The following is a 20,576-nucleotide window of genomic DNA, read 5'->3' on the forward strand; positions in this document are numbered from 1 at the left end:
CTCCTGCATCCGATGTCTACCTCCCTCAAACTGCTGGTCGAGCAGGACCAGGCGCTGCGCCAGCGGCAGCACGAACTGGAGCGGCTGCGGCAGCAGATGCACAGTCTGCTGCCGCTGTACCAGGAGAACTTCGCGGGTGAGCCCCAGCATCCGCACGTGCAACGCATCGAGGACCCGAGGGCCGCCCGGGGGATCCTCACCACGATCACGGTCGAGGCGAAGCGGGAGATCCTGTTCCCCCTTCCCACCCAGGACCCCTGGGAAGAACCCGCGGACCTGGACCGCGGAAGATGGCTGCGGTGCGCCGGCACGCGCTCCGAACTCCTCCGGGTGCTGTTGCCGGAGGCGGCCAGGTTCGACGTGCGGGTGCGCGAGCAGTCCGTGGTCACGGCGCTACGGCGCACCCTGACCGGCGCGTGGGACGAGGCACGGCCCTTCGACGGCAGCTCCCACCACGACAGCGCGCGCTCCACCTCGGCCCTGATCGACGAGGCCATTCCGCGCATGTTGCTCACGGGAGGGTGTGACGACCCGGACGTACGACGGGATCCGCTCGTAGAACGCGACCGGCTCGCTCGGCTCACCCAGTCTGGACAGGTGCGTCCCCGCGCCCCGGCACTCGCGCCGAGCGGTTGCCCACACCGGTCACCGGCCCGTCGGAGGCGCGTTCCCGGCTGTACCGGGCCGGAAACGCGCTTTCATTGCACCTTCGTGAACATCCAACGGTGTGGCCGGCACGGTCGTTCCACAGCGTGGACACACCTGGTGCGCAGCCCTCGAACTGCTGTAGAACCACCCCCATGATTCACGAAGCCCTGTCGCGCCGTCTGGTGGTCGACCTGTGCCGTCGCACGGCTTGGTGTTGTTGTCTCTGACCCGCTGCCTCTGAGACGCCCCACCCGTCCGAGATCGTCTCGGACCGTGTCCTGCGCGTCCGTCCCCGAGGCATTCGGCGTTCTTCCGCCTGGTTTCCCGCTTGTTCGTCGAATCGTGCCGGCGCGGAGCCGACGCCTTCCGTCAGCTCCGTGCCGTTCCACGTCCGGCGGACGTGTCCTTCGCTCTCGCCACCGCTGGCAGCCGGGCGACGTCGCCCTGTGGGACAACCGCGGCACCTCGCCCTACGCCAACCGCGACTACGGCGACCAGCGCAGCGTCATGCACCGCATCACGCTGCGCGGAGACACCCCCGTCGGTCCCGTCGCGACGTCGTAGCCCCGCCTCGGAGTCGCCCTGACCGCGGTGTCAGGGCAACTCGACGTGGTGGCGGGGCGCCGACCAGTCCGTGGCCGCGCGCACCGCGCGTTCCACGTCCTCGTCGAGCAGCAGCCGCCGTGCCGCGAGTTCCTCGGCAGCGGCTCTGATCCGGGCTATGTAGCCGGCCGCGTCGCCGTAGCGTTTCGCCACGCTGGGGCGCGGATCGCCGGTGATCAGGCGCTCGTCCTCGGTGGCGGCGAACGGGAACGTGGAGCCGCTGAACTCGTGCAGAGCGCCGTGTCCTTGGCCGGGGGCACGGGTGTTCCAGCCGGTGTGGCTACCGAGCGGAACGGACACCATCGGCGCCCGTACACCCGCGATCTCGTTGCCGTCGGCATCCACGGCCGGGACCAGCACCGTGTAGCGGCGCGAGCGGTCGGCGACCGGCGGGACGGTCGAACGGTCCACCGCGTACAGCTCGTTGGGCCGGTACGGCCGTAGCGCCGAGGGCACCGATGGGAACTGCCGGGACCACTCCTCCATCGTCACCAGAGTGCCGTCGGCGACGGTGGGCACCGCGCTCGGAGGCGGCTCCACGCCCTCGCTCACCCACGCGTCCAGCGTGTCCAGGACGGCACGGAACAGCGCGGAGGTGGCGACCACGTTCCCCAGGTGGTTGCAGATCCCCTTCGTGGGCGCCCCGGCCGTCGGATCGGCCACGTGCTGGCTGGACGACCAGAGGTAGCCGCGCACGTTCGGCGGGAATCCCAGGTCCCGGCCGTCCGTCGTGGTGTGCGTCAGGGAGCCCCGGCGCTGCCAGTACTCCGTCGAGGTCTGTGTGTGCAGCACCTTGGGGTCGCTCGCGCGTTTCATGATCGCGTCACGCCTGCCGGTGAGATGGTCCACGGTCTCGGCATAGGCGAACGGAAAGGCGTCGGCCGCGCTGAGGTGGTCCTCGTACTGCTGGCCGCCCGGCACCGTCAGGTTGGTGAACCGCTCGGCGACCAGCCGGCCGGCGCCGGAGACATGCGGCAGCAGACCGTCGAACACCGGCCGTCCTTCGGTGTCCTCGTTGAAACCCAGGTGGATGAAGTCACGGATGGCCCGACCGGTCTGTGAGCGGCCCCAGCCGTAGGCGTAGTCGATCGCGCCGACCGGCTGTGCCGGGTCGTGGCGGAGATGGCCGACCAGATCGCGGACCGCGGCGAGGCCCAGGCCGAGGACGAGTGGTTCCTCGGCCTCGTAGGTGAGTTCGTAGATCCAGCCGGGCCGGAACCCGTCGTCGAGGAGGAGGTCGTGCCGGCTCGGGACGACGGCGACGGAGCTCCCTCTCAGATCGCTCCCGCCGCCCTGGAGGCGGGCGAACTGCCAGGTCTCGCGGGGCAGTTCCTCCGGCTCGCTGTGCGGGTACCGTCGCCGGGTGAGCCGTGCGGTGTGCACTCCGCGCGCGCTGACGGGGGAGGATCTGGTGTTCGCCCAGCGGGAGAGCGGCAGCGACCGGACGGGCTCGTCCACGATGAACTCGGCCGCGGTCAGGCCCCGTACGGGTTCCGAGCCCCGTGTCGCCACGGGCAGGTCGAGCAGCAGCCGTCCGTCACCGGGCAGCAGATCACCTTGCCAGGCACCGAAGACGATCGTGTAGCCGCGACGCAGCAGATAGCCGTTGCCGACGTCGGCGAGCGTCCGGGGACGGTTCGTGTGCGGGGCGTCGCAGAAGTACTGGACGGCCCGTTTGTTGCCCCGGTTGCCCCAGTCGAAGAACAGCCGTCGGCGTCCGCCGTCGACCGGCCGCAGGATCTCGACGTCCCCGCTGAACCGGACCGCGCCGTCGCTGTCGCGCGGTGCGAGGTCCACGTCGGCGATCGAGCGGTGGGCGGGTGCCTCGGGGTCCACGGTGTAGTGAGCCGTGGCGGTGAGTACTTCGTACGCCCCGCCCTCGGCGAAGCGATGACCGTCCGCCAACGGCACCCGGGCACGCACCTCCAGCCGTACCGGGCTCACCGCGCGGCCTCCACCTGTGCGGGACGCCAGCCCAGTTCGGGTGCGACCAGATGGCGTACGTCGTGCAGGATCTGCTCGTACTCCTCCCGCCTGAACTCGTACGGCAGCTCAAGACGCAGTTCCGACACCGCCGACACCACCGGGTCCGCCGCCAGTTGCTCCAGGATCTGCTCCGCCGTGCCGACCACGTCCGGAGCGAAAAGGGTCCGTCTCGGGCCCTGGGGGGCCAGGGTGCGGGCATGGCGGCTCGCGGCGTACTCCCGGTAGCGGGTGCGGGTGGCCCGGTGCGCGCTGTCGAAGGGCACGATCACACGGCCCACCGCGACGCGGGCGGTCGACTGGATCCGCCGGTATGCGGCGAGGAGGTTGGACTGGGCCGTGGTGAAGTCGTCGGTGTCCTCACCGGTGACGATGTTGCCGGACAGCAGGTTGAGGCCGTTCTCACCGGCCCAGCGGGCCGAACGCAGGCTCCCGCCGCCGTACCACATGCGGTCCACCAGACCGGGGTTGTGCGGTTGCAGACGTGGCCGCTGGGTGTTGCCCGGTGACTGGATCACCGTGTCCGGGCCGCCGAGGTAGTCGCCGCGCAGGTTGTCGACGACGCGGGCGACCCGGCCGTAGGACAGGTCGAAGGCGCGCCAGTCGCCGTCGTACACCAGGTCGCCCAGGAGTTCGGCGTGCGGCATGCCGGTGGAGAAGCCGATCTGGAGCCGGCCGCGGGAGAGCACGTCGGCCAGCGCCAGGTCCTCGGCCAGGCGGAACGGGCTCTCGTAGCCGATCGGGATGACCGCGGTGCCCAACTCGACGCGCTCGGTGCGCTGTCCGGCCGCGGCGAGGAACACCGCGGCCGAACCGACGCCGTGTTCGAGGTGGCGTTGCCGGATCCAGGCGCCGTCGTAGCCCGACCGCTCGCCGCACTCGAAGAGTTGGAGGGTCTCCTCCAGGCCGGTGTAAGGGTCGTCGTCGGAGAAGTTGCCCGGGGTGAGGAAGGCCAGGGAGGTGATGGTCATGCGGTCCGCGTCCTCAGGTCGTGGTCGTCCCGGCCGCCGGGGATCGCCGCGAGCAGCTCGCGGGTGTAGTCGTGGCGGGGGTGTGTGAAGAGTTCCTCGGGGGCGCCCGTCTCGACGATGCGGCCCGACCGCATGACGGCCACCTGATGCGCGATCTGGCGTACGACGGCCAGGTCGTGCGAGATGAACAGGTACGCCACGCCTGTGTCGGCCTGCAACTCGGCCAGCAGGTCCAGGACCTGGGCCTGGACGGAGACGTCGAGCGCGGACACCGGCTCGTCGCAGACGACCAGGTCCGGCGAGAGCGCGAGAGCGCGGGCGATCGCCACGCGCTGGCGCTGACCGCCGGACAGCTCCGCCGGACGGCGCTCCAGCGTCGCGGCGGGCAGCGCGACCCGGTCGAGCAGGTCGCGGGCGCGATCGAGTCGGGAGGCGCGGTCGCCGACCTTGAACGCGCGCAGCGGTTCGGTGATCACCTCGCGGATGGAGAAGCGGGGGTCGAGCGAGGCGTACGGGTTCTGGTAGACGAGCTGGGCCCGGCGGCGCAGTTGGCGGGCCCGCGCGCCCCGGGCGGTCGTGACGTCGGTGCCGTCGAACAGGATGTCTCCGTCGGTCGCGTCGGTCAGGCGGAGTACCAGCCGGGCCGTGGTGGACTTCCCCGAACCGGACTCGCCGACCAGGGCCAGGGTCCGGCCGCGGTGCAGGGTGAGGCTGACGTCGTCCACCGCGCGCAGGGTGCGGGACCCGCCGTCCGCGCGGGGGAGTCTGAACTCCTTGACCGCGTTGCGGAGTTCGACCAGTGGGGTCCCCCCGGTGGCCGCGGGCGCTGTGGCCGGGAAACTCGCGCGGGCGGTGGCCAGGCTCGGCGCGCTCGCCAACAGCTCTCGGGTGTACGCGTGTTGGGGATCGGCGAGGACGTCACGGGTCGGACCGGCCTCCACGACCCGCCCCTGCGACATCACGACCAGGCGCTGTGCCCGGTCGGAGGCGACTCCGAGATCGTGGGTCACCAACAGGATCGCCGTGCCCGACTCCTCGGTGAGGCCCTGCAGATGGTCGAGGATGACGCGTTGCACGGTGACGTCGAGGGCGCTGGTCGGCTCGTCCGCGATGATCAGCTTCGGGTTCGCCGCGATGGCGATGGCGATCAGGGCGCGTTGCCGCATTCCGCCGGAGAGTTCGTGCGGGTACTGCCGGGCTCGGGTGGCCGCGTCGGGCAGGCCCGCCCGGTCCAGGATGCCGATCGCCTCCGACGGCGCGGAGCGGCGGGTCGCGAGACCGTGGATGCGCAGGACCTCGGCGACCTGCTCGCCGATGCGCTTGACGGGGTTGAGCGACACCGAAGGGTCCTGCGGGACCAGGCCGATCTGTGCGCCGCGCACGGTGCGCAGCTCCGCCTCGGACAGCGCGATGAGGTCGTGCCGGCCGAAGCGGATCGTGCCGCCGTCGATGGCGGCGTTCGGCGCCAGGAGCCGGGTGATGGCATGAGCCGTGGTGCTCTTGCCGGACCCGGACTCGCCCACCACCGCGGTCACTTCGCCCGGCCGCACATCGAGGTCGACGTCCCGCACCGCCCGCACGATGCCGCCACGGGTGCGGTACGACACCGACAGGCCGCGTATCTCCAGCGCGGCCCCTTGCTCGGGGTGGGCCGGTTCGGTGCTCGGTGTCGTGCTCAAGTCCCCATCCGTTCCTGGTGTGTTCGTCGGTTCGCCGCTCATCGCTGCCTGGACCATTCGCCGTCCAGCGCCCGTGCGATGCGGTTGGTGGCCAGCACCGTCGCGGCGATGGCCAGTCCGGGCAGCGCGGTCAACCACCAGGCGTTGGCGAGGTAGTTGCGGCCGTCGGAGATCAGCGTGCCCCACTCCGGAGCCGGCGGCGGGGCGCCGTAGCCGAGGAAGCTCAGGGCCGACACGGCGAGGATCGAGGAGCCGAAGTCGAGGGTGGCCAGGACGATCACCGGGCCCGCCGCGTTGGGCAGGACATGGCGGCCCAGGACCGAGTACCAGCGGGATCCGCACGAGCGCGATGCCTCGACGAAGACCGCCTGCCGTACCCGCAGCACCTCCGCCCGGGTCACCCGCGCGAAGCTCGCGACGCTGGCGGTCCCGACCGCGACCGCCACCTTCACGGTGCCGTAGCCCAGCGCGGTGACCAGTGCGAGGGACAGGAACAATGCCGGGATCGACAGCAGTACGTCGACGAAGCGCATCAGCACGTCGTCGGCCCAGCGTCCGACGAACCCGGCGATCAGACCGATCAGACTGCCCACCACGAAGGCGACCGCGACCGCGATCAGTGTTGCCTTCAGGGAGAGCTGCGCGCCGTGGACCACACGGGAGAACACATCGCGTCCCAGTTCATCGGTGCCGAACCAGTGCGCGCCGCTGGGGCCGCGGAAGTTCTCCGACGGCACCCCCTGCAGCGGGTCCTTCGAGGTGAACAGGTCCGGCCAGAAGGAGGCCAGCACCACCAGGACGACGATCAGGACCGACAGCAGCAGGCCCGGGCGGCGCACCAGGAACCTTCCGACGCGCCGCAGGTCGACACGGCGCCCCGGTCCGGGACCGCCTCCCGGCTCGACCGGCCTCGCCGGGAGGCCGAGCGCGGCGCCGGTGGCGTCGGCGATCAGTTCCTGGCTCATGCGAGTCCCGCCTTCCGGCCCGAAGCCACCACGATCCGCGGGTCCAGCAGCGGATAGACGAGGTCGACGACCAGGTTCGTCACCACGAAGATCAGCGCCCCGAACACGACCACCCCCTGGACGAGCGGGATGTCCTGGGCCGTGACCGCGGCGGCCGTCACCCGGCCGAGGCCGTCGCGCGAGAACACGGTCTCGACGACCACCGAACCGGCGATCAACTGCCCGACCAGCAGGCCCACGACCGTGAGCGCGGGCAGCGACGCATTGCGCAGCGCGTGCCGCAGATGCACCCGCCATCGGCCGGCGCCCTTGGCGCGCGCGGTCTCCACATAGGCCTGGTCCAGTGCCGTGAGGAGGCTCTTGGCCAGCACTTGGGCGACCTGCGCACCGGTCGGAATCGCCAGTGTCACGGCCGGCAGGACCAGCCCCCGCAGCCCGTCGTTGCCGAAGGCCGGGAACCAGTGCAACCGGAAGGAGAACATCTCGACGAGCAGCAGACCGGTCCAGAACGTCGGTACCGACACCCCCAAGGGCGGCAAGGACAGCAGCAGTTGGCGCAGCCACCGCAGCGAGGTGTACGTCGCCAGCACCGCCAGACCGCCGCCGACGACCACCGCGAGGAGCAGCGCGGCACCGGTCAACTGGAGTGTCTGGGGCAGCGCGTCGGCCAGTGTCGAGGTCACCGGCCGGCCGGTGGAGACCGCGTCGCCGAAGTCTCCGCGGACCGCCTTGCCGAGGTAGTCGGCGTACTGCACCAGGATCGGCTTGTCGAAGCCGTACTCGTGCCGCAGCGCGGCGAGTTGGGCCGGGTCGACCTGCCCGGAATCCATTCCGGCACCGGCCATGGCCGTGACCGGATCGCCGGGCAGGAAGTCGAGGACCAGGAAGGACACGGTGTAGGCCGCCCACAGCACCCCGACGGCCTGGGCGAGCCGCTTGATCGCGTAGCGGCGCATGCGTCAGCCGATCCAGGTGTCGTGGAGCTGGATCCGGCTGGAGGCGTCGAAGTTCAGGCCGTGCACCTTCTTCGCCACGCCGATCTGGGTCTGGAGTTCCACCACCGGTACGTAGTAGGCGTTCTGCACGAGCAACTGCTGGGCCTGCTCGACCAGTTGCTTGCGCTTCGTGGCGTCCGTGGTGGCCGCCTGCTGGGACAGCGGGGTGTCCAGCGAGCCCGCAGGGAGGCGGTAGAAGTTCGCCAGCTTGGTGGAGAAGGAGCTGCGCAGGATGTCCGGGTCGGCCCGGGTCACGTTGCTCCACGCCGCGTCGAAGTCACCCGACTGGAGTGTCGGGGCGAGCTGAGTGACCTGGAGCTGCTTGAGCGTCAGGCCGACGCCGACGGCCTTGAGTTGCTGCTGGACGAGCTCCAGCGCGGGCTGGTTGGTGGCCGAGTTGGGGATCCAGTCGACGGTCAGGCTCAGCTTCTTGCCGTCCTTGGTACGGATGCCGTCGCTTCCGGTCTTCCAGCCGGCCGCGTCCAGAAGGGACTTCGCCTTGGCCGCGTCGGTCGTCAGGTCCGAGGAGAGGTTCGTGTAATCGGGTGTGGTGTGCGCGAGGACGCTGGTCGCGGGCTGGGTCCCGGTCGGGAACACGGTGTCGGCGATCTGCCCCCGGTCGATGGCGAACCCGATGGCCTGGCGCACCCGCGCGTCCTTCAGGGCCGGCCGTGAGTTGTTGAGTGCCAGGCCGAACACCACGCCGGGGTTGGCCCGTCGCTGAAGGGTGACCTGGCCGCCCTTGAGGGCTGCCTCGTTGGCCTTGCCGACGCTGCTGATCGCGTCCACCTGCCCGGACTGGAGGCTGCCGGTCCGTACCCCCGCCTCGGGCACGATCTTGAAGACCACCTTGTCCAGGTAGGCCTCGCCGCGCTTGTGCCACAGCGAGGAACCCCAGGCGTACCCGGTGCGCCTGGTGAGCGTGATCGACTGGTTCTGCACGTACTGCTTGAGCACGAAGGGCCCGGAGCCGACCACTCCCTGGCTGCACTTCTGCTGCGGGGTCTTCTTCGCGCTGGCCGAGGACTCGATGCCCAGTGAGTGCGTCGAAGTCGCCTGCAGGAACTGGGCGTTGGGCTGTTGGAAGGTCACCTTGACGGTGAGCGGGTCCACCACAGTGGTGCTCTTGACGCCGCTCAGATAGCCCTCGGTGAGGGTGCCCAGCGCGCCGAGGTTCGGCACCGCGTCGAAGTTGTCCTTGACCACCTGGGCGGTCAGCTTGGACCCGTCGCTGAACGTGACACCTGATCGCAGGTGGAAGGTGAACGTCGTCGCGTCGGCGCTGATGTCCCAGCTCTTGGCCAGCCAGGGCACGATCTTGCCGGTCGCGGGGTCCTGGTCGGTGAGGGAGTCCACGACCTGACGTACCGAGTAGATGGTGTCGTTGCTGGCCACCTGCTGCGGATCCACGCAGCCGGCGTCGGAGCCCACCGCGAAGGTCAGGGTGCCACCGGACTTGGCCGGGCCGCTGCCGCCGTCCGAGCCGCTGTCACCGGACCCGCATGCGGTCAACAGGACGCTGGTGGTCAGGAGGGCGGCCAGCGCCGCCCATCGAGTGGGTCGGATGTGCGGATGTGCTCTCACGGAGGGTGCTCCTACTCGTGTCACTACGCAGGTGGTGCCCGGCGGATCACGGCTGCGCGCGGGCGTGCCGCTCCGGTCGGCGCAACGCCGATGACGGGCAGTGCAGTTCGGGGGTCAGGGGAAGGGACGCGGCGGTTGCGGAACATGTCCGTGAACACGAGCAGGTCCGCGAGAGGCTGCGGGAGAACGCCTACGGGCCGCGACGGACGTCAGACGGACGTGGTCAAGGCGGTCAGGCGGGACACAGACAGCTGGTGAAGCGCTGCAGGTCGATGTGGCGTCGGCGCGAGAACCGGGAGAACACTGTCGCGGCAGTCAGGGAAACGATGGAGACACGCGGTTCACTGCTGTGTCGCACGACGGTCCTCCACATTTCCGGCCCCGGCCACAGGGCCTCGCGCTTGCAGAGATCCTCGGTGATCCTGCCGGGCTTTCACCTGGAGCACCCCACCGCGTCGGAGGGTTGCCGGTCAGCAAGCCAGGGCTTGACGCTGACACTCGATGCCGGTCGTGATCGTACGGAGCGACTTCGTCCTACGTCAATGGCAGGTGCCGGCAGGCAGGCGGCATCGTCCGGACGCTCCGCTCCGGCTTGACCTTGACGTGCGCGTCACCTTTTAACGTCGGTGGGCGCCGTACAAACCGTGCGGCGCTCCGGCAACCCGTCAGGAGCCCGCAGATGTCACCGTCGAACATCCCTGCCACGCATCGCGAGGTCCGTCTCGCCTCCCGTCCCCAAGGCGCCCTGGAAACCGCCCACTTCACCGTGGCGGAGGTCCCCGTCCCGGAACCCGGACCCGGACAAGTGCTGGTCCGCAACCGCCTGATGAGCGTCGCGGCGTCACTGCGCACCCTGATGGGCGAACAGGCCGGGCTGCCGATGCCGTCGTTCCAGGTCGGCGGGCCGTTGTCGGCTCCGGCCGTCGGCGAGGTGGTGACGGCTCCCGGGGGAGGGGGCCTGCGCCCCGGTGATCTGGTGTCGCACCGGGCGGGGTTCCGCGAGTACGCCGTGGTGGAGGCCGACGCGGTACAACTCGTCGACCTGACGGTTCTGCCGGACCCGGTGGCGTACCTCTCGCAGGGGCCGGCCGCCTGGATCGGCGTCGTCCGGGGAGCCGAAGTACGCGACGGAGACACGGTGTTCGTCTCCGGCGCGGCGGGCGGACTCGGCACCCTGGCCGGGCAGTTCGCCCGGCTGCGCGGGGCCGGGCGGGTCATCGGCAGCACCAGCTCACAGCCCAAGGCCGACTATCTGGTCGAGACACTGGGTTACGACGCGGTCGTGCTGCGGGGAGCCGAACCGATCGAGGAACAGCTGCGCAAAGCCGCCCCGGACGGCATCGACGCGGTCGTGGACAACGTCGGCGGGGAGCAGTTGCAGGCAGCGCTGGCCCTGGCCCGCCCCGGTGCGCGGGTGGGGCTGATCGGAGCGCTCTCCGCACAGGTGTCGGGCCAGGCCACGGCGCCCGTCGAGATCGACACCTACTCCCTGATCGTGCGGGGGATCCAGCTCCGTGGCATCAGCGGCGCGCGCCACCGGGACGCGCTGGCGGAATACCCGGAGACGTTCGGCCGTTGGCTGCGAGAGGGCTCGGTCACCGTCCCGCACACTCGCCTGTCCGGAATCGACCAGGCACCCCGCGCCCTGATCGAACTGCTCGAAGGACACCACATCGGCACGGTGGTCGTGGAGTTGTAGTCGCCGGCCACCCGACTCCTGGAGGACGGAATGCGCATCGGCGACGCGGCGGCAGCCCTGGGCGTCACCACCCGCACCCTGCGCTACTACGAACAGCGTGGCCTGGTCACGGCACGGCGTACGGCGTCGGGACAGCGGGAGTACGGCGAGGAGGACGTACGCCGACTCCACGCCGTCCGCGAGCTGTTGGACTCCGGCCTCACCATCGGTGATGTGCGTCGCCTGATCGACATCCTCGACGCGCTGCCCGACCGCCCGAAGGCGGCACAGGTACGCACGGGGCCCTACGCGGACACATGCGTCGTCCCGCAGGTGGCCATCCGGCGGCTGGCCGAACTCGACGCCCGTATCCGCGGGTTGACGGAGGTGCGCGACCGCCTCGCCGACGGGCTCGACCTACGGTTCGGCGTCCTGGTCGGCGAACTCATCGGCCTCGACGTCCCCATGAGCGATGCCCCCGCCGGTTCCTGACACCGTCGGCGCCGAAGGTCCGCACACGGAGGGCTTGCAGCGCCGTGCGGCGTCGGGGGACCGGGCGTTTACCCCGACAGGCGCCGGACACGAGACGAGCGCCTGCGCGCCGCACGCCGCGGCACCGTCCGGTGCCGACGCCAGGACCCAGGGGAGTCACGCTGAGGACATCGCCCTTCAGGCCGGTCCGCATCGCGGCTCTGCTCCCGGTCCGCACCACACTTTTCTTAGAGGACATCTACTTGGGGGTTTCTGGCCGTTCGATGGCGTTGATCGCGTGCCGAACCGATACTGACGATCCTGTACGTCATCAAGGGGAGGGACCATGGCGCAGGATCCCGTGCCGAAGCACTTGACGATCACGCTCGACTTTGACCTCCAGACCGCCAACTCCACGGTGGGTGAGGCTCAGGTCAGGGCGGCCTACAGGGTAGCCGTCGAAGCGGCCCTGGCGGCGGCCACAGGGCAGCTCCCCGAGGGAAGCATCAAGAAGATCACGGCCGAGCTGGACTGGTCGTACCGCTGGATTGGGGAGCCTGAGGTCCTCTTCACGCGGGACGAGGAGGGCTGAGACGGCGAAGAGGCCCCGGCCGCTGCGAGGCGACCGGGGCCTTTCTCCTCACGGGTAGGGGGAGCCGTCTGGATCAGTCGGCCTCTACCCCATGAGGGTCTCCAGGGAGTGGGTCACCAACCCTGCTCCCGCTTCCGCTTGAGGCTTTCCTCGCGGGAGAGGACGACCTTCAGCTTCTCGTCACTGGCGGCCGTCCAGGTGGCCGCCCACATGTAGACGGGGCCGATGACGTACGTCCCGCCCTGCATGTCGGTGACGATGCCCTCTCTGCCCGCGTCGTCGTCCCACACCTGATCACCGATTCCCACCCGAGGCCTCTCCTCGGTCATGCGACCGGCTCACAGTGCAGCTCGGCCCAGACCTGCTTGCCCCAGCGGTACATGTCCGTCCCCCAGCGGTCGGCCAGGGCGTCGATCAGGAGGAGCCCCCGGCCGCTGGTGAGGAGGTCGTCACCGGGCTTGGTCATTTCTGGCATCACGCGGGCCTTGTCGGTCACGCCGATCCGTACGAAGCGCTCACTCGGTCTGGAGACGATGACTCGGATGCTCCGCGTGTTCGTGTGCTTGACCGCGTTGGCCACCAGCTCGGTGACCAGGAGGATCCCGGAGTCCGTCAGCTCATCGAGATGCCAGGTGGCCAGCGCGATCCTGACGAGGTTGCGGGCTGCATCGGCGCTCTCCTCCAGGGCAGGGAGGGTCTCGGAGTATCCGGGGTGCCCCATAGGGCGTACGACGCTGCTCACAGGCATCAGGACCTCGGTCGGTGTAGGTCGAGCTGGGCGTCACCTCCGCGCTGTCGCTGTTAGTGCTTGCGCGCCAACGCATGGCGATGCCTGTTGACCGTAGGGAGGCGTCAGTGAACGGCTCAACGAGCTTGCGCGGACTTGCACGGATTCACCCGAGCGCGTTGATGGCAGCGGTGATGAGGGACCTCGCGGGAGCGCCGCACACCGCGATTGCGGCCAGTTCGCTGAAGGCCCGTGCGTACTCCTCGATCTCCCGTGGCTGCGTCACGGTCAGATGGGCCGACACAAGCTCCACATTCACCTGTGCTTCGTCGTACATGGTGAAGGACTCGACAGGCCACCCGACGCCGCGAGGCAGACCCAGCGGGATGATCCCCAGACTTACCGACGGCAGTGAGGCGACGGCAATGAGGTGCCCCAGTTGCCCAGCCGTGGTCTCCGCGTCACCGATGACCGTACGGAGTACCCACTCCTCGATCAGCATGGCGAAGCGGTGGTTGCCTGAATGAAGGATCCGCTGACGGTCCATCCGCACCGCCACGGCCTCGTCGATGTCGTCCGGCACGTCCCGGAGTTCGCTGACTGTGCTGAGCACCGCACGTGTGTAGGCGCTTGTCTGGAGCAGGCCGGGAATCACCCACGACTGGTAGGTACGAAAGCGGCGCGTGCGATCGAACAGGGGACGCACCGACTCCTGCGCGCGCTTGAGCCCGGCCTGTTCCATGCGGCGCCATTCGACGTACTGCCCGTCGATGCCCCGCGCGGTGGAGATGAGGTCCGGCGCCTGATCGGTCGCCCCGCAGATCAGCGTCCACGCGCGGATGTCCCCATCGGAGGGAGGCGTTCTGCCGTGCTCCAGGCGCGAGGTCTTCGACTCGTGCCAGCCGGCGCGCTTGGCCAGCTCTCTGCCGGTGAGCCCCGAGTCCTTCCGGATCTCACGGAGACGCTGGCCAAGCGCACGACGTGCTTCCTGGATGCTGGAGGACGGGGACGCCACTGTCCTTGTGCTCGCCCTCAGGCGACCTTGTAATCGCCGTGGGCGATTGCGCGCGCCCACACAGCGGCGAACGCTTCTGCACACAGCTTCACGGCCGCGCCGTCCGTACGTACTTCCTCGTCGTCGGGGGCCAGTTCTCCGTCCCCGTCGAAGTGGTGGAAGACGGCAACTTCGTCGTCGAAGAGCCAGAAGTCGTTCCCCGGCAACGCCAGATCCGATGCCCTCCGCCGGGGCAGCCAGCGGACCTCCTCGCCCGCAGCGACGTTGGCACCGGTTAGGTGGTGCTCAAACCTGACGTAGTCGCTCACGGGCTCTGACACGATGCGTGCCCGTCGTACGAGAACGCCTCGCGAGGTGACGTCCGAGATCAGGGTCAGCCACGAACCGGCCACGGCCAAGTCGTCCCGGACTCCGGCCTGCCAGGCCACGAAGCGGGGATCGGATCGCATGTACCCGTCCCGCATCTCCAGGTGCACGGCGGTGCGGGTGCAGGCGCGGAGACGATCCTCAAGAGTCGGTGCCGGTTCCGCCACTGCCGTTGACCTCCGGGAAGAACTGCATCATGCGCTTCGGGAATTCGATCACGGTCTCATGCTCGGGGATGTCCATCTGTCCGAGGCGGTCGTCGTCCAGCACCTTCCATCCCTGCAACAGGTAGTTGTCTGTCGCGTCGTCGTAATAGACGGTGGGGGACTTGCCCTCTGGGCTGTCCGGGTCCTTGCCCAGCTTGTGCAGCGTCATGATCCCCTCCACGGAGTTCGTGTGCGAACTGTCTCTACGAGCTTGCTCCAAGTCACCCGTCCAGCACACCGCCTTGCGCAAACTTGCACGGGATGAGGACCTCCGGTGAGCCCGGAAGCTGAACGCACGAAAGAGCCCCCGATCTCCATGAGGGAGATCGGGGGCTCAGTGACAGCCATACAGGTGTCCGCCAGAGGAACGAGAAGACGTCCTGAGGCTACGCCTTCGGGACGTGAAGAGCTGGTCCCAACTCGCCTTGCCCGGGGGCTAGGTGGCCGCAGGCCGCCGACTACACCGTCCTCACGCTGCGCGAGAACCTCGGCCGCGAACTGCCCGCCCGCGACGCCTCGACCGTCCGGTCGTGAACCGTGAGCGGAGCAGAACGCGTCCTCACGCTGCGCGAGAACCTCGGCCTCGAACTGCCCGCCCGCGACGCCTCGACCGTACGGTCCTGAACCGTGAGCGGAGCAGAACCCCGGTTCGCGACGCTTTCTTGAGCGATCGATCCGGATAGGTTAGTGTCGGCTCATGGCAAGGACCCGGGAATTCGACACCGAGGCAGCGGTGAGCCGCGCGATGGACCTCTTCTGGACGCGCGGCTACGAGGCCACCTCGGTACGCGACCTGACCGGCCACCTCGGCATCGGCCAGGGGTCCCTGTACGCGGCGTTCGGCGACAAGGACGGCCTGTACCGGGCCGCGCTGGAGCACTACCGCACCACGCTCGCTGCGGACGCCCTGCGGAGCCTCGACGAGGGAGCGGACGCCCGCTCCGCGATCCGCGGGATGCTCGTGGAGCGGGTCCGCATCGCGGTCGAGCACGGCGGCCGGGGCTGCCTGGCGGTCAACGCCGTCTGCGAGCGCCTGCCGGAGGACCCGGCGACCCGGCGCACGGTCCGCGACATGCAGGAGGCCGGCCGGGAGGCGCTCGTGCAGGTGCTGAGCGCGGCGGTGGAACGGGGCGAGATCTCGACAGGGCGTGACCCGCAGGCCCTGGCCGCCTTCCTCGTCACCTTCCTCAACGGGCTGCTCGTCTCCGCCAAGCTCACGCAGGACGTCCGTGCCCTCGAACCCCTCGTGGAGGTTGCCCTGTCGGTCCTCGACTGATTCCGCGTGCTCGCGGCTGCTTTCCGCATGCCCGCAATCCGTAACGAACGATCCAGAAAAGCCATTGTCCTCGACCAGGCCGGAGATTCCATGCCTCCCTCACAGACCCCGACCACGCCCGCCCTCGGCGGCGCCCGATGGAACACCTTCCCCGAGGCCGGCACCATGACGGCCCGTCAATTCCTCGCCGGTACCGAGCCGTTGCTACAAGGGGTCGTCGACGCCCTGGAGAGCGTCGACAGCGAGGTGCTGGAGGCCCAGATCCACGCGACACTCGGCCTCGGCACCCGCGAGACCTCCCTGCCGCTGCCCCTCGGCGCGGACCCCGCCCCGGCGATCCGCGAACTGGCGGCGCAGGCCGAGGCGGTGGGCCGGGAGATCGCCGCATGGGCGGCCGAAGCGCTGTGCCGCCTGCTCACCCACCGGATGCCGTTGCCCGCCGGCCCCCTGGTCGTGCGCAGCCACTGCTACGGCCACGTGCTCACCCACCCCGCGGCCGACCTGCTCATGGGCCGTCGCGGCGGGCCCGTCGCGATGCAGCTCTACAACGAGTGGCTGCATCAGATGGTCCTGTTGCGCGACGCCCTGCTGCCCTTCACCAACTGGCGGGACGTCCCGCTCCTGGTCACCCCGACCGGGCTACGGCACACCGAGCCGGCCCGCGACGCCTTCCTCACCGAACTCCTGGTCCGCCGGATCCGGCACACCGGCATCGTGGACTTCGCCCGGCACGTCGTCACCGGCACCTCGGGTCCGGATGGCTACGGGTTCGACCACGGCGGCGGCACCGTCCTGCCCGCGGTCGTCGACGGATCGCCCCTCACCGCCCCCCGGTACCTGCTGACCTGGCGCCCCGCTTCCGGTCCTGCGGCTGGTGACACGACCACGTACGTCGCCGAAGTGGCGGACTACTACGCCGCACCCCGCACGCTCGTCGATCAACTCCCGCCCGCCACCGGAACATCACGGCCGGCTACGGGCCGTATCGTCACCGGGCCGGCAGTCGACGGGACACGCACCGCTCACATCGAAGTGACCCACGACGGCACCGTCGCCCGCGTCGACCTCGGCCAGGCCCTGCGCGGTCACCGCTTCGCCCGACAAGCCCCTGCCCCAGAGGCCGCACCGGCCGGCGAAGCCCGGACCGCCGACCTGTGGGACGTGTTGCGCGCACCCGGGCTGGTGTGGACGGAGGCCGGCGAGGTCACCGTGGACGCCACCGCTCAGGACGGCCTGGTGGCGCTGGCACTGCTCGGTCGCCTCTACCCGGAGAACGTCGCCCTGCGAACCGCCGGCCGACACGCCCCTCCGGCAGCCGCCGACAGCGACCGACCGGGCCTCATCGTCGTCGACCTGCCCGACCCCGAGACCGCGAGGAATTGATGTTCGACCATCACGGAGACCCGGTCCGTACAGGGCGTGCCACCGTCAACGGAACGAGCCTGCACTACCGCACCGCCGGGTCCGGCCCGGCAGTGGTACTCCTGCACGGCGTACCCAAGACGAGCTATCACTGGCGGCACCTCGTCCCCAGGCTGACGGCCCGGTACACGGTCGTCGCGCCCGACCTCCGCGGCCTCGGCGACTCCGCCCGTCCCGCGGACGGATACGACTCCGCGACGATGAGCGACGACATCGCCGCGCTGATGAGCCACCTCGGGCACGAGTCCTACGGCGTGATGGGGGAGGACTGGGGAGCGGTGATCGGCTACCAGCTCGCCGCCCGGCACCGCGATCACGTCAACGCCCTGGTGTTCGCCGAGGCGTTGTTCCCGGGATTCGGCTTCGAGGACCACACGGCGCTCACACCGGAGAACGTCTCCGGCGGCATGCATCTGTGGCATCTGGGGTTCTACTTCCAGCCTGACGTACCCGAGATGCTGATCGCCGGGCACGAACGTGAACTCATCACCTACATGCTGAAGTTCGAACGCAGCCACCCCGACACGGCCGCCCCCGAAGCCGTCGACGAATACGTGCGCTGCTACTCGATGCCCGGTGGTATCCGCGCGATGCTGGCGATCTACCGCGCGATGCTCGTCGACGCCGAACAGAACCGGCAGGCAGCACGGAAGAGGCTGGACATCCCGGTCCTGGCGCTCGGCGGCGACGCGTTCATCGGCGACCGGAACGAGACTCAGATGCGGCTCTTCGCCCACGACGTCACCGGTCATGTCTTCAGCGCCGGCCACGACCTGGCCGAAGAGGTGCCGGAGGAGGTGGCCGAGGTGGTGCTGCCGTTCCTGGCCGGGCGTCTGTAGCGTCAGCGGCCGATCACTCCTCCCCTCGTACGGCCGGCAGGGTCTTCCCCGTGCACGCTTCCGAAGGCGACGAGTTCTGGGGCCGCCAGAGCGTGGGCCCGCAGGAGGTCGGGGGTGCGCCGGGAGACGTCACCGACGCTGTGGCCGGTAGGTCCAGACCGGTGAGGCGGGTGTGGCCGCCCACGGGGTCGAGAACCACGTCCACGCCTCGCCCGCCGGCCGCGCCGTATCCAAAACGCTTGGCGTACTCGGCCTTGTCGACGCAGCCCACGCCGCCTGCCGCCGCCTGGATCAGCACGCTGTCGCCGGGCAACAGCCGGGCCGCTCCGACAAGGACGCCGTAGGCCGTGGGCAGGACGAGTGCGGACCCGCCGGCGGTCGGCAGATCGATCTCGCCCGACGGGGTGCGCAGCGGGAACGTGAAGCGGGCCGGGGCGACCACGTACTCGGCGTAGCCACCGCCGTCGGGCAGGTCACGGCGACCGGGTCCCCGACGGCGAGTGCGCCGACGTCCTCGCCGAGCGCGGCAACATGGCCGGAGGCCTCCAAGTGCACCCCCGCGTAGGTCACCCGGAGCAGGACCTCTCCGGGGCCGGCCTGCGGGGTCGGCACCTCGATGGTGCGCAGGACCTCGGGTCCGCCGTTCTCGTCGAATCCGGTCGCACGCACCCGTGGTGGTGGGGTGAGGAACTCGGCCTGAGACGCGAGGCGTTGGGCGCCTGGCCTGACGGTTGGTCAGTGGGCGGCGGCGCAACAGGGCGCGGCTGCGACGCGTACCGGGGCGACGCTGCGGCGGCGGATCAAGGGCTGGCGCGGCATGCGGTGATGCAAGCGTGGGTGATTCGCGCACGTCAACGGCACGAGGGCTTGCCCCTCTGGAGGCCGGAGCGGCAACTCCCCGACACGCGGCGGACGTTCGACCGCCGGGGTGCCCTGCCGCGCTGACTCCAAGGCCTCGTTGACACCGTCCATTCGGCCTGCTTGCATCTCGCCATGCCGTTGTCGCAGCCGCTGACCCGCCGCCGCGCCGTGGACCTCGTCCGGGTGGCCGCCGCGCTGTGTCGGACGACCGGCTGATCGCGCACCTTTTTTGCCCCTGTGCCAACAACCGTGCCGGAAAAGCCGGTTGGGCGCCCGTCGGCACTTCTCGCGAACTTCCGTGCCGCCCCGAACTCTTCGCTCAGAGATGACGAGGACACGCTATGCCTGCACCCGAAACTCCTCCCGGTCACCGCCACGAAACCGACTACGACCGCCGCAGGCTGCGCCAGTGGCTGGCCGGTGAGGCCAGGGCCGACGGGGTCACCCGTCGGCGGTTGCTCACCCTGCTCGCCGCCACCGCCGCCGGGACCGCACTGGGTGGCACCCGGCCCGCCCGCGCCGCCGTCGCCGGGATCGTCAAGCCGCTGCCGCCCGAGTGGTTCGTCGAGCGCGGCACCAACGCCGAGACTCGCTGGGAGGCGCTGCGCGGAATCGGCCACCACACCCCCAACGAGCTGTTCTTCGTGCGCAACCACACCGCCACCCCCGTCCTGGAGGCCGACGACTGGCGGCTGCGGCTGTGGGGGAGCGGACTGCGCGGCAGCCCCGGCGAGGACCGTCCGGTCGAGTTCGGGTACGACGATCTGCGAGCGCTGCCGGCCGTCACCCGAACCGCCTTCGTGGAATGCGCCGGGAACGGCCGCTCCTACTACACGACACAGCAGGGCGAGACGGTCACCGGCACCGCATGGACCCTGGGGGCGGTCGGCGTCGCACGCTGGCGCGGGGTGCGCCTCGCCGACGTACTGCGCAGAGCCGGGCTGTCCCGGAACGCCGTGGACGTGCAGCCGCGTGGTCTCGACGCCGAGTACGTCAGCGGCGGCGAGAGCCTGGGCCATGTACGCCGCCCACTGCCTCTGGGCAAGGCGCTGGACGACGTGATCCTCGCCTACGAGATGAACGGCGAACCCCTTCCGTACGACCACGGATATCCGGTGCGCGTGCTGGTGCCGTCCTGGGTGGGGATCGCGTCGGTCAAGTGGGTCGGCGACATCGAGGTGTCCGCGCAGCCGCTCTACTCGCCCTGGAACACCACCTTCTACCGGCTGTTCGGCTCCGCCTACCCGGAGGGCGGCAGCGCGCCGATCACCCGGCAGGTCACGAAGAGCGCCTTCGAGCTGGCGAGCGGGGCCATTTTCACGGCGGGCGAGGGGCACGTGCTGCACGGTCGGTCGTGGTCGGGCGCGGGCGCCGTCGCCCGGGTCGACGTCAGCACCGACGGCGGCACGAACTGGCGGCCCGCCCGTCTGCACGACCGGCCCCGCGCCGACACCTGGACCCGGTGGTCCCTGAACTGGCAGCCCGAAGCGCCCGGTGCCACCCACCTGTTGGCCCGTGCCACCGACACGGCCGGCCGTACCCAGCCGGACGTCGCCGTGCCCAACACCCAGGGCTATCTGTTCGACGCGGTGGTGCGGCACCCGGTGAGTGTGGTGTGAGGGCGGCCATGATGGCCCCGCAGCGGTGCCCGGCCGTTCCGTTGTCCCGGCCGCCGTCTCACCCGTCGGGATGCCT

Annotated in this window: 22 protein-coding genes, 1 pseudogene and 1 riboswitch; of the genes and pseudogenes, 10 read left to right on the forward strand and 13 right to left on the reverse strand. The window is 70.2% G+C overall.

Going from position 1 to position 20,576, the window contains the following annotated elements:
• Positions 1 to 12: 12 nt before the first annotated feature.
• Both AC31A1_RS00300 and AC31A1_RS00305 read left to right on the forward strand, forming a co-directional pair.
• A complete protein-coding gene (locus AC31A1_RS00300) occupies positions 13 to 804 on the forward strand; it encodes a hypothetical protein (RefSeq protein WP_489651199.1) in 792 nt (263 codons plus the stop codon).
• Positions 805 to 1,062: 258 nt separating this feature from the next.
• A pseudogene (locus tag AC31A1_RS00305) lies at positions 1,063 to 1,212 on the forward strand (TauD/TfdA family dioxygenase); the annotation flags it as partial.
• Positions 1,213 to 1,242: 30 nt separating this feature from the next.
• Here AC31A1_RS00305 and AC31A1_RS00310 read toward each other — a convergent pair.
• From AC31A1_RS00310 to AC31A1_RS00340, 7 genes are all read right to left on the reverse strand, one after another.
• The gene (locus tag AC31A1_RS00310; RefSeq protein WP_489651200.1) at positions 1,243 to 3,195 is read right to left on the reverse strand and encodes an alpha/beta hydrolase domain-containing protein; all 1,953 of its coding nucleotides are present in this window, start codon (positions 3,193 to 3,195) and stop codon (positions 1,243 to 1,245) included.
• On the reverse strand, positions 3,192 to 4,205 hold the full coding sequence (locus tag AC31A1_RS00315) for an LLM class flavin-dependent oxidoreductase (protein ID WP_489651201.1): 1,014 nt from the start codon (positions 4,203 to 4,205) through the stop codon (positions 3,192 to 3,194). The genes AC31A1_RS00310 and AC31A1_RS00315 overlap by 4 nt, the downstream gene beginning before the upstream one ends.
• The gene (locus AC31A1_RS00320; protein WP_489651202.1) at positions 4,202 to 5,941 is read right to left on the reverse strand and encodes a dipeptide ABC transporter ATP-binding protein; all 1,740 of its coding nucleotides are present in this window, start codon (positions 5,939 to 5,941) and stop codon (positions 4,202 to 4,204) included. The genes AC31A1_RS00315 and AC31A1_RS00320 overlap by 4 nt, the downstream gene beginning before the upstream one ends.
• Positions 5,923 to 6,849: an ABC transporter permease gene (locus tag AC31A1_RS00325; RefSeq protein ID WP_489651203.1), complete on the reverse strand. Its 927-nt coding sequence runs from the start codon at positions 6,847 to 6,849 to the stop codon at positions 5,923 to 5,925. The genes AC31A1_RS00320 and AC31A1_RS00325 overlap by 19 nt, the downstream gene beginning before the upstream one ends.
• Entirely contained in the window at positions 6,846 to 7,805 is a 960-nt protein-coding gene (locus AC31A1_RS00330; RefSeq protein WP_489651204.1) for an ABC transporter permease, read from the reverse strand. Before AC31A1_RS00330 ends, AC31A1_RS00325 begins: the two co-directional genes overlap by 4 nt.
• A 3-nt stretch (positions 7,806 to 7,808) precedes the next feature.
• Positions 7,809 to 9,428 carry an ABC transporter substrate-binding protein gene (locus AC31A1_RS00335; RefSeq protein WP_489651205.1) on the reverse strand — a complete coding sequence of 540 codons (1,620 nt, stop codon included), beginning with the start codon at positions 9,426 to 9,428 and terminating at the stop codon, positions 7,809 to 7,811.
• Between the two features lie 232 nt (positions 9,429 to 9,660).
• On the reverse strand, positions 9,661 to 9,801 hold the full coding sequence (locus AC31A1_RS00340) for a putative leader peptide (RefSeq protein ID WP_489651206.1): 141 nt from the start codon (positions 9,799 to 9,801) through the stop codon (positions 9,661 to 9,663).
• A gap of 19 nt (positions 9,802 to 9,820) precedes the next feature.
• Positions 9,821 to 9,934: riboswitch (SAM riboswitch) on the reverse strand.
• Between the two features lie 173 nt (positions 9,935 to 10,107).
• On the opposite strand from AC31A1_RS00340, the gene AC31A1_RS00345 reads away from it, so the two are divergent.
• The 3 genes from AC31A1_RS00345 (at position 10,108) to AC31A1_RS00355 (ending at position 12,169) form a co-directional block, all read left to right on the forward strand.
• The gene (locus AC31A1_RS00345; RefSeq protein ID WP_489651207.1) at positions 10,108 to 11,127 is read left to right on the forward strand and encodes an MDR family NADP-dependent oxidoreductase; all 1,020 of its coding nucleotides are present in this window, start codon (positions 10,108 to 10,110) and stop codon (positions 11,125 to 11,127) included.
• 30 nt (positions 11,128 to 11,157) lie between these two features.
• Positions 11,158 to 11,598 carry a MerR family transcriptional regulator gene (locus tag AC31A1_RS00350; RefSeq protein ID WP_489651208.1) on the forward strand — a complete coding sequence of 147 codons (441 nt, stop codon included), beginning with the start codon at positions 11,158 to 11,160 and terminating at the stop codon, positions 11,596 to 11,598.
• Positions 11,599 to 11,923: 325 nt separating this feature from the next.
• Positions 11,924 to 12,169, forward strand: a complete 246-nt coding sequence (locus AC31A1_RS00355) for a hypothetical protein (RefSeq protein WP_489651209.1) — start codon at positions 11,924 to 11,926, stop codon at positions 12,167 to 12,169.
• A gap of 113 nt (positions 12,170 to 12,282) precedes the next feature.
• Here the strand turns inward: AC31A1_RS00355 and AC31A1_RS00360 are convergent, their stop codons facing one another.
• The 5 genes from AC31A1_RS00360 to AC31A1_RS00380 form a co-directional block, all read right to left on the reverse strand.
• Positions 12,283 to 12,477, reverse strand: a complete 195-nt coding sequence (locus tag AC31A1_RS00360; RefSeq protein WP_489651210.1) for a hypothetical protein — start codon at positions 12,475 to 12,477, stop codon at positions 12,283 to 12,285.
• Between the two features lie 17 nt (positions 12,478 to 12,494).
• Positions 12,495 to 12,917 carry an ATP-binding protein gene (locus tag AC31A1_RS00365; protein WP_489651211.1) on the reverse strand — a complete coding sequence of 141 codons (423 nt, stop codon included), beginning with the start codon at positions 12,915 to 12,917 and terminating at the stop codon, positions 12,495 to 12,497.
• Positions 12,918 to 13,062: 145 nt separating this feature from the next.
• Complete coding sequence (locus AC31A1_RS00370) at positions 13,063 to 13,911, reverse strand: helix-turn-helix domain-containing protein (RefSeq protein WP_489651212.1); 849 nt, start codon at positions 13,909 to 13,911, stop codon at positions 13,063 to 13,065.
• Positions 13,912 to 13,928: 17 nt separating this feature from the next.
• Positions 13,929 to 14,375, reverse strand: a complete 447-nt coding sequence (locus tag AC31A1_RS00375; RefSeq protein WP_489651237.1) for a DUF6879 family protein — start codon at positions 14,373 to 14,375, stop codon at positions 13,929 to 13,931.
• A gap of 43 nt (positions 14,376 to 14,418) precedes the next feature.
• Positions 14,419 to 14,652: a BAR domain-containing protein gene (locus tag AC31A1_RS00380; RefSeq protein WP_200677416.1), complete on the reverse strand. Its 234-nt coding sequence runs from the start codon at positions 14,650 to 14,652 to the stop codon at positions 14,419 to 14,421.
• A gap of 528 nt (positions 14,653 to 15,180) precedes the next feature.
• Between AC31A1_RS00380 and AC31A1_RS00385 the strand changes: the two genes are divergently transcribed.
• The 3 genes from AC31A1_RS00385 (at position 15,181) to AC31A1_RS00395 (ending at position 18,020) form a co-directional block, all read left to right on the forward strand.
• Complete coding sequence (locus AC31A1_RS00385; RefSeq protein ID WP_489651213.1) at positions 15,181 to 15,759, forward strand: TetR/AcrR family transcriptional regulator; 579 nt, start codon at positions 15,181 to 15,183, stop codon at positions 15,757 to 15,759.
• A gap of 90 nt (positions 15,760 to 15,849) precedes the next feature.
• Entirely contained in the window at positions 15,850 to 17,142 is a 1,293-nt protein-coding gene (locus AC31A1_RS00390) for a hypothetical protein (protein ID WP_489651214.1), read from the forward strand.
• Positions 17,139 to 18,020, forward strand: coding sequence for an alpha/beta hydrolase (locus AC31A1_RS00395; protein WP_489651215.1), 882 nt, complete (start codon positions 17,139 to 17,141; stop codon positions 18,018 to 18,020). The genes AC31A1_RS00390 and AC31A1_RS00395 overlap by 4 nt, the downstream gene beginning before the upstream one ends.
• Positions 18,021 to 18,033: 13 nt before the next feature.
• Here AC31A1_RS00395 and AC31A1_RS00400 read toward each other — a convergent pair whose 3' ends face one another.
• A complete protein-coding gene (locus tag AC31A1_RS00400) occupies positions 18,034 to 18,462 on the reverse strand; it encodes a hypothetical protein (RefSeq protein WP_489651216.1) in 429 nt (142 codons plus the stop codon).
• Positions 18,463 to 19,013: 551 nt separating this feature from the next.
• On the opposite strand from AC31A1_RS00400, the gene AC31A1_RS00405 reads away from it, so the two are divergent.
• Both AC31A1_RS00405 and AC31A1_RS00410 read left to right on the forward strand, forming a co-directional pair.
• Positions 19,014 to 19,097, forward strand: coding sequence for a putative leader peptide (locus tag AC31A1_RS00405; protein WP_389348440.1), 84 nt, complete (start codon positions 19,014 to 19,016; stop codon positions 19,095 to 19,097).
• A 125-nt stretch (positions 19,098 to 19,222) separates the two neighbouring features.
• A complete protein-coding gene (locus tag AC31A1_RS00410) occupies positions 19,223 to 20,500 on the forward strand; it encodes a sulfite oxidase (protein ID WP_489651217.1) in 1,278 nt (425 codons plus the stop codon).
• Positions 20,501 to 20,576 lie beyond the last annotated feature (76 nt).

The sequence above is a fragment of the Streptomyces sp. P5F9 genome (assembly GCF_057961495.1).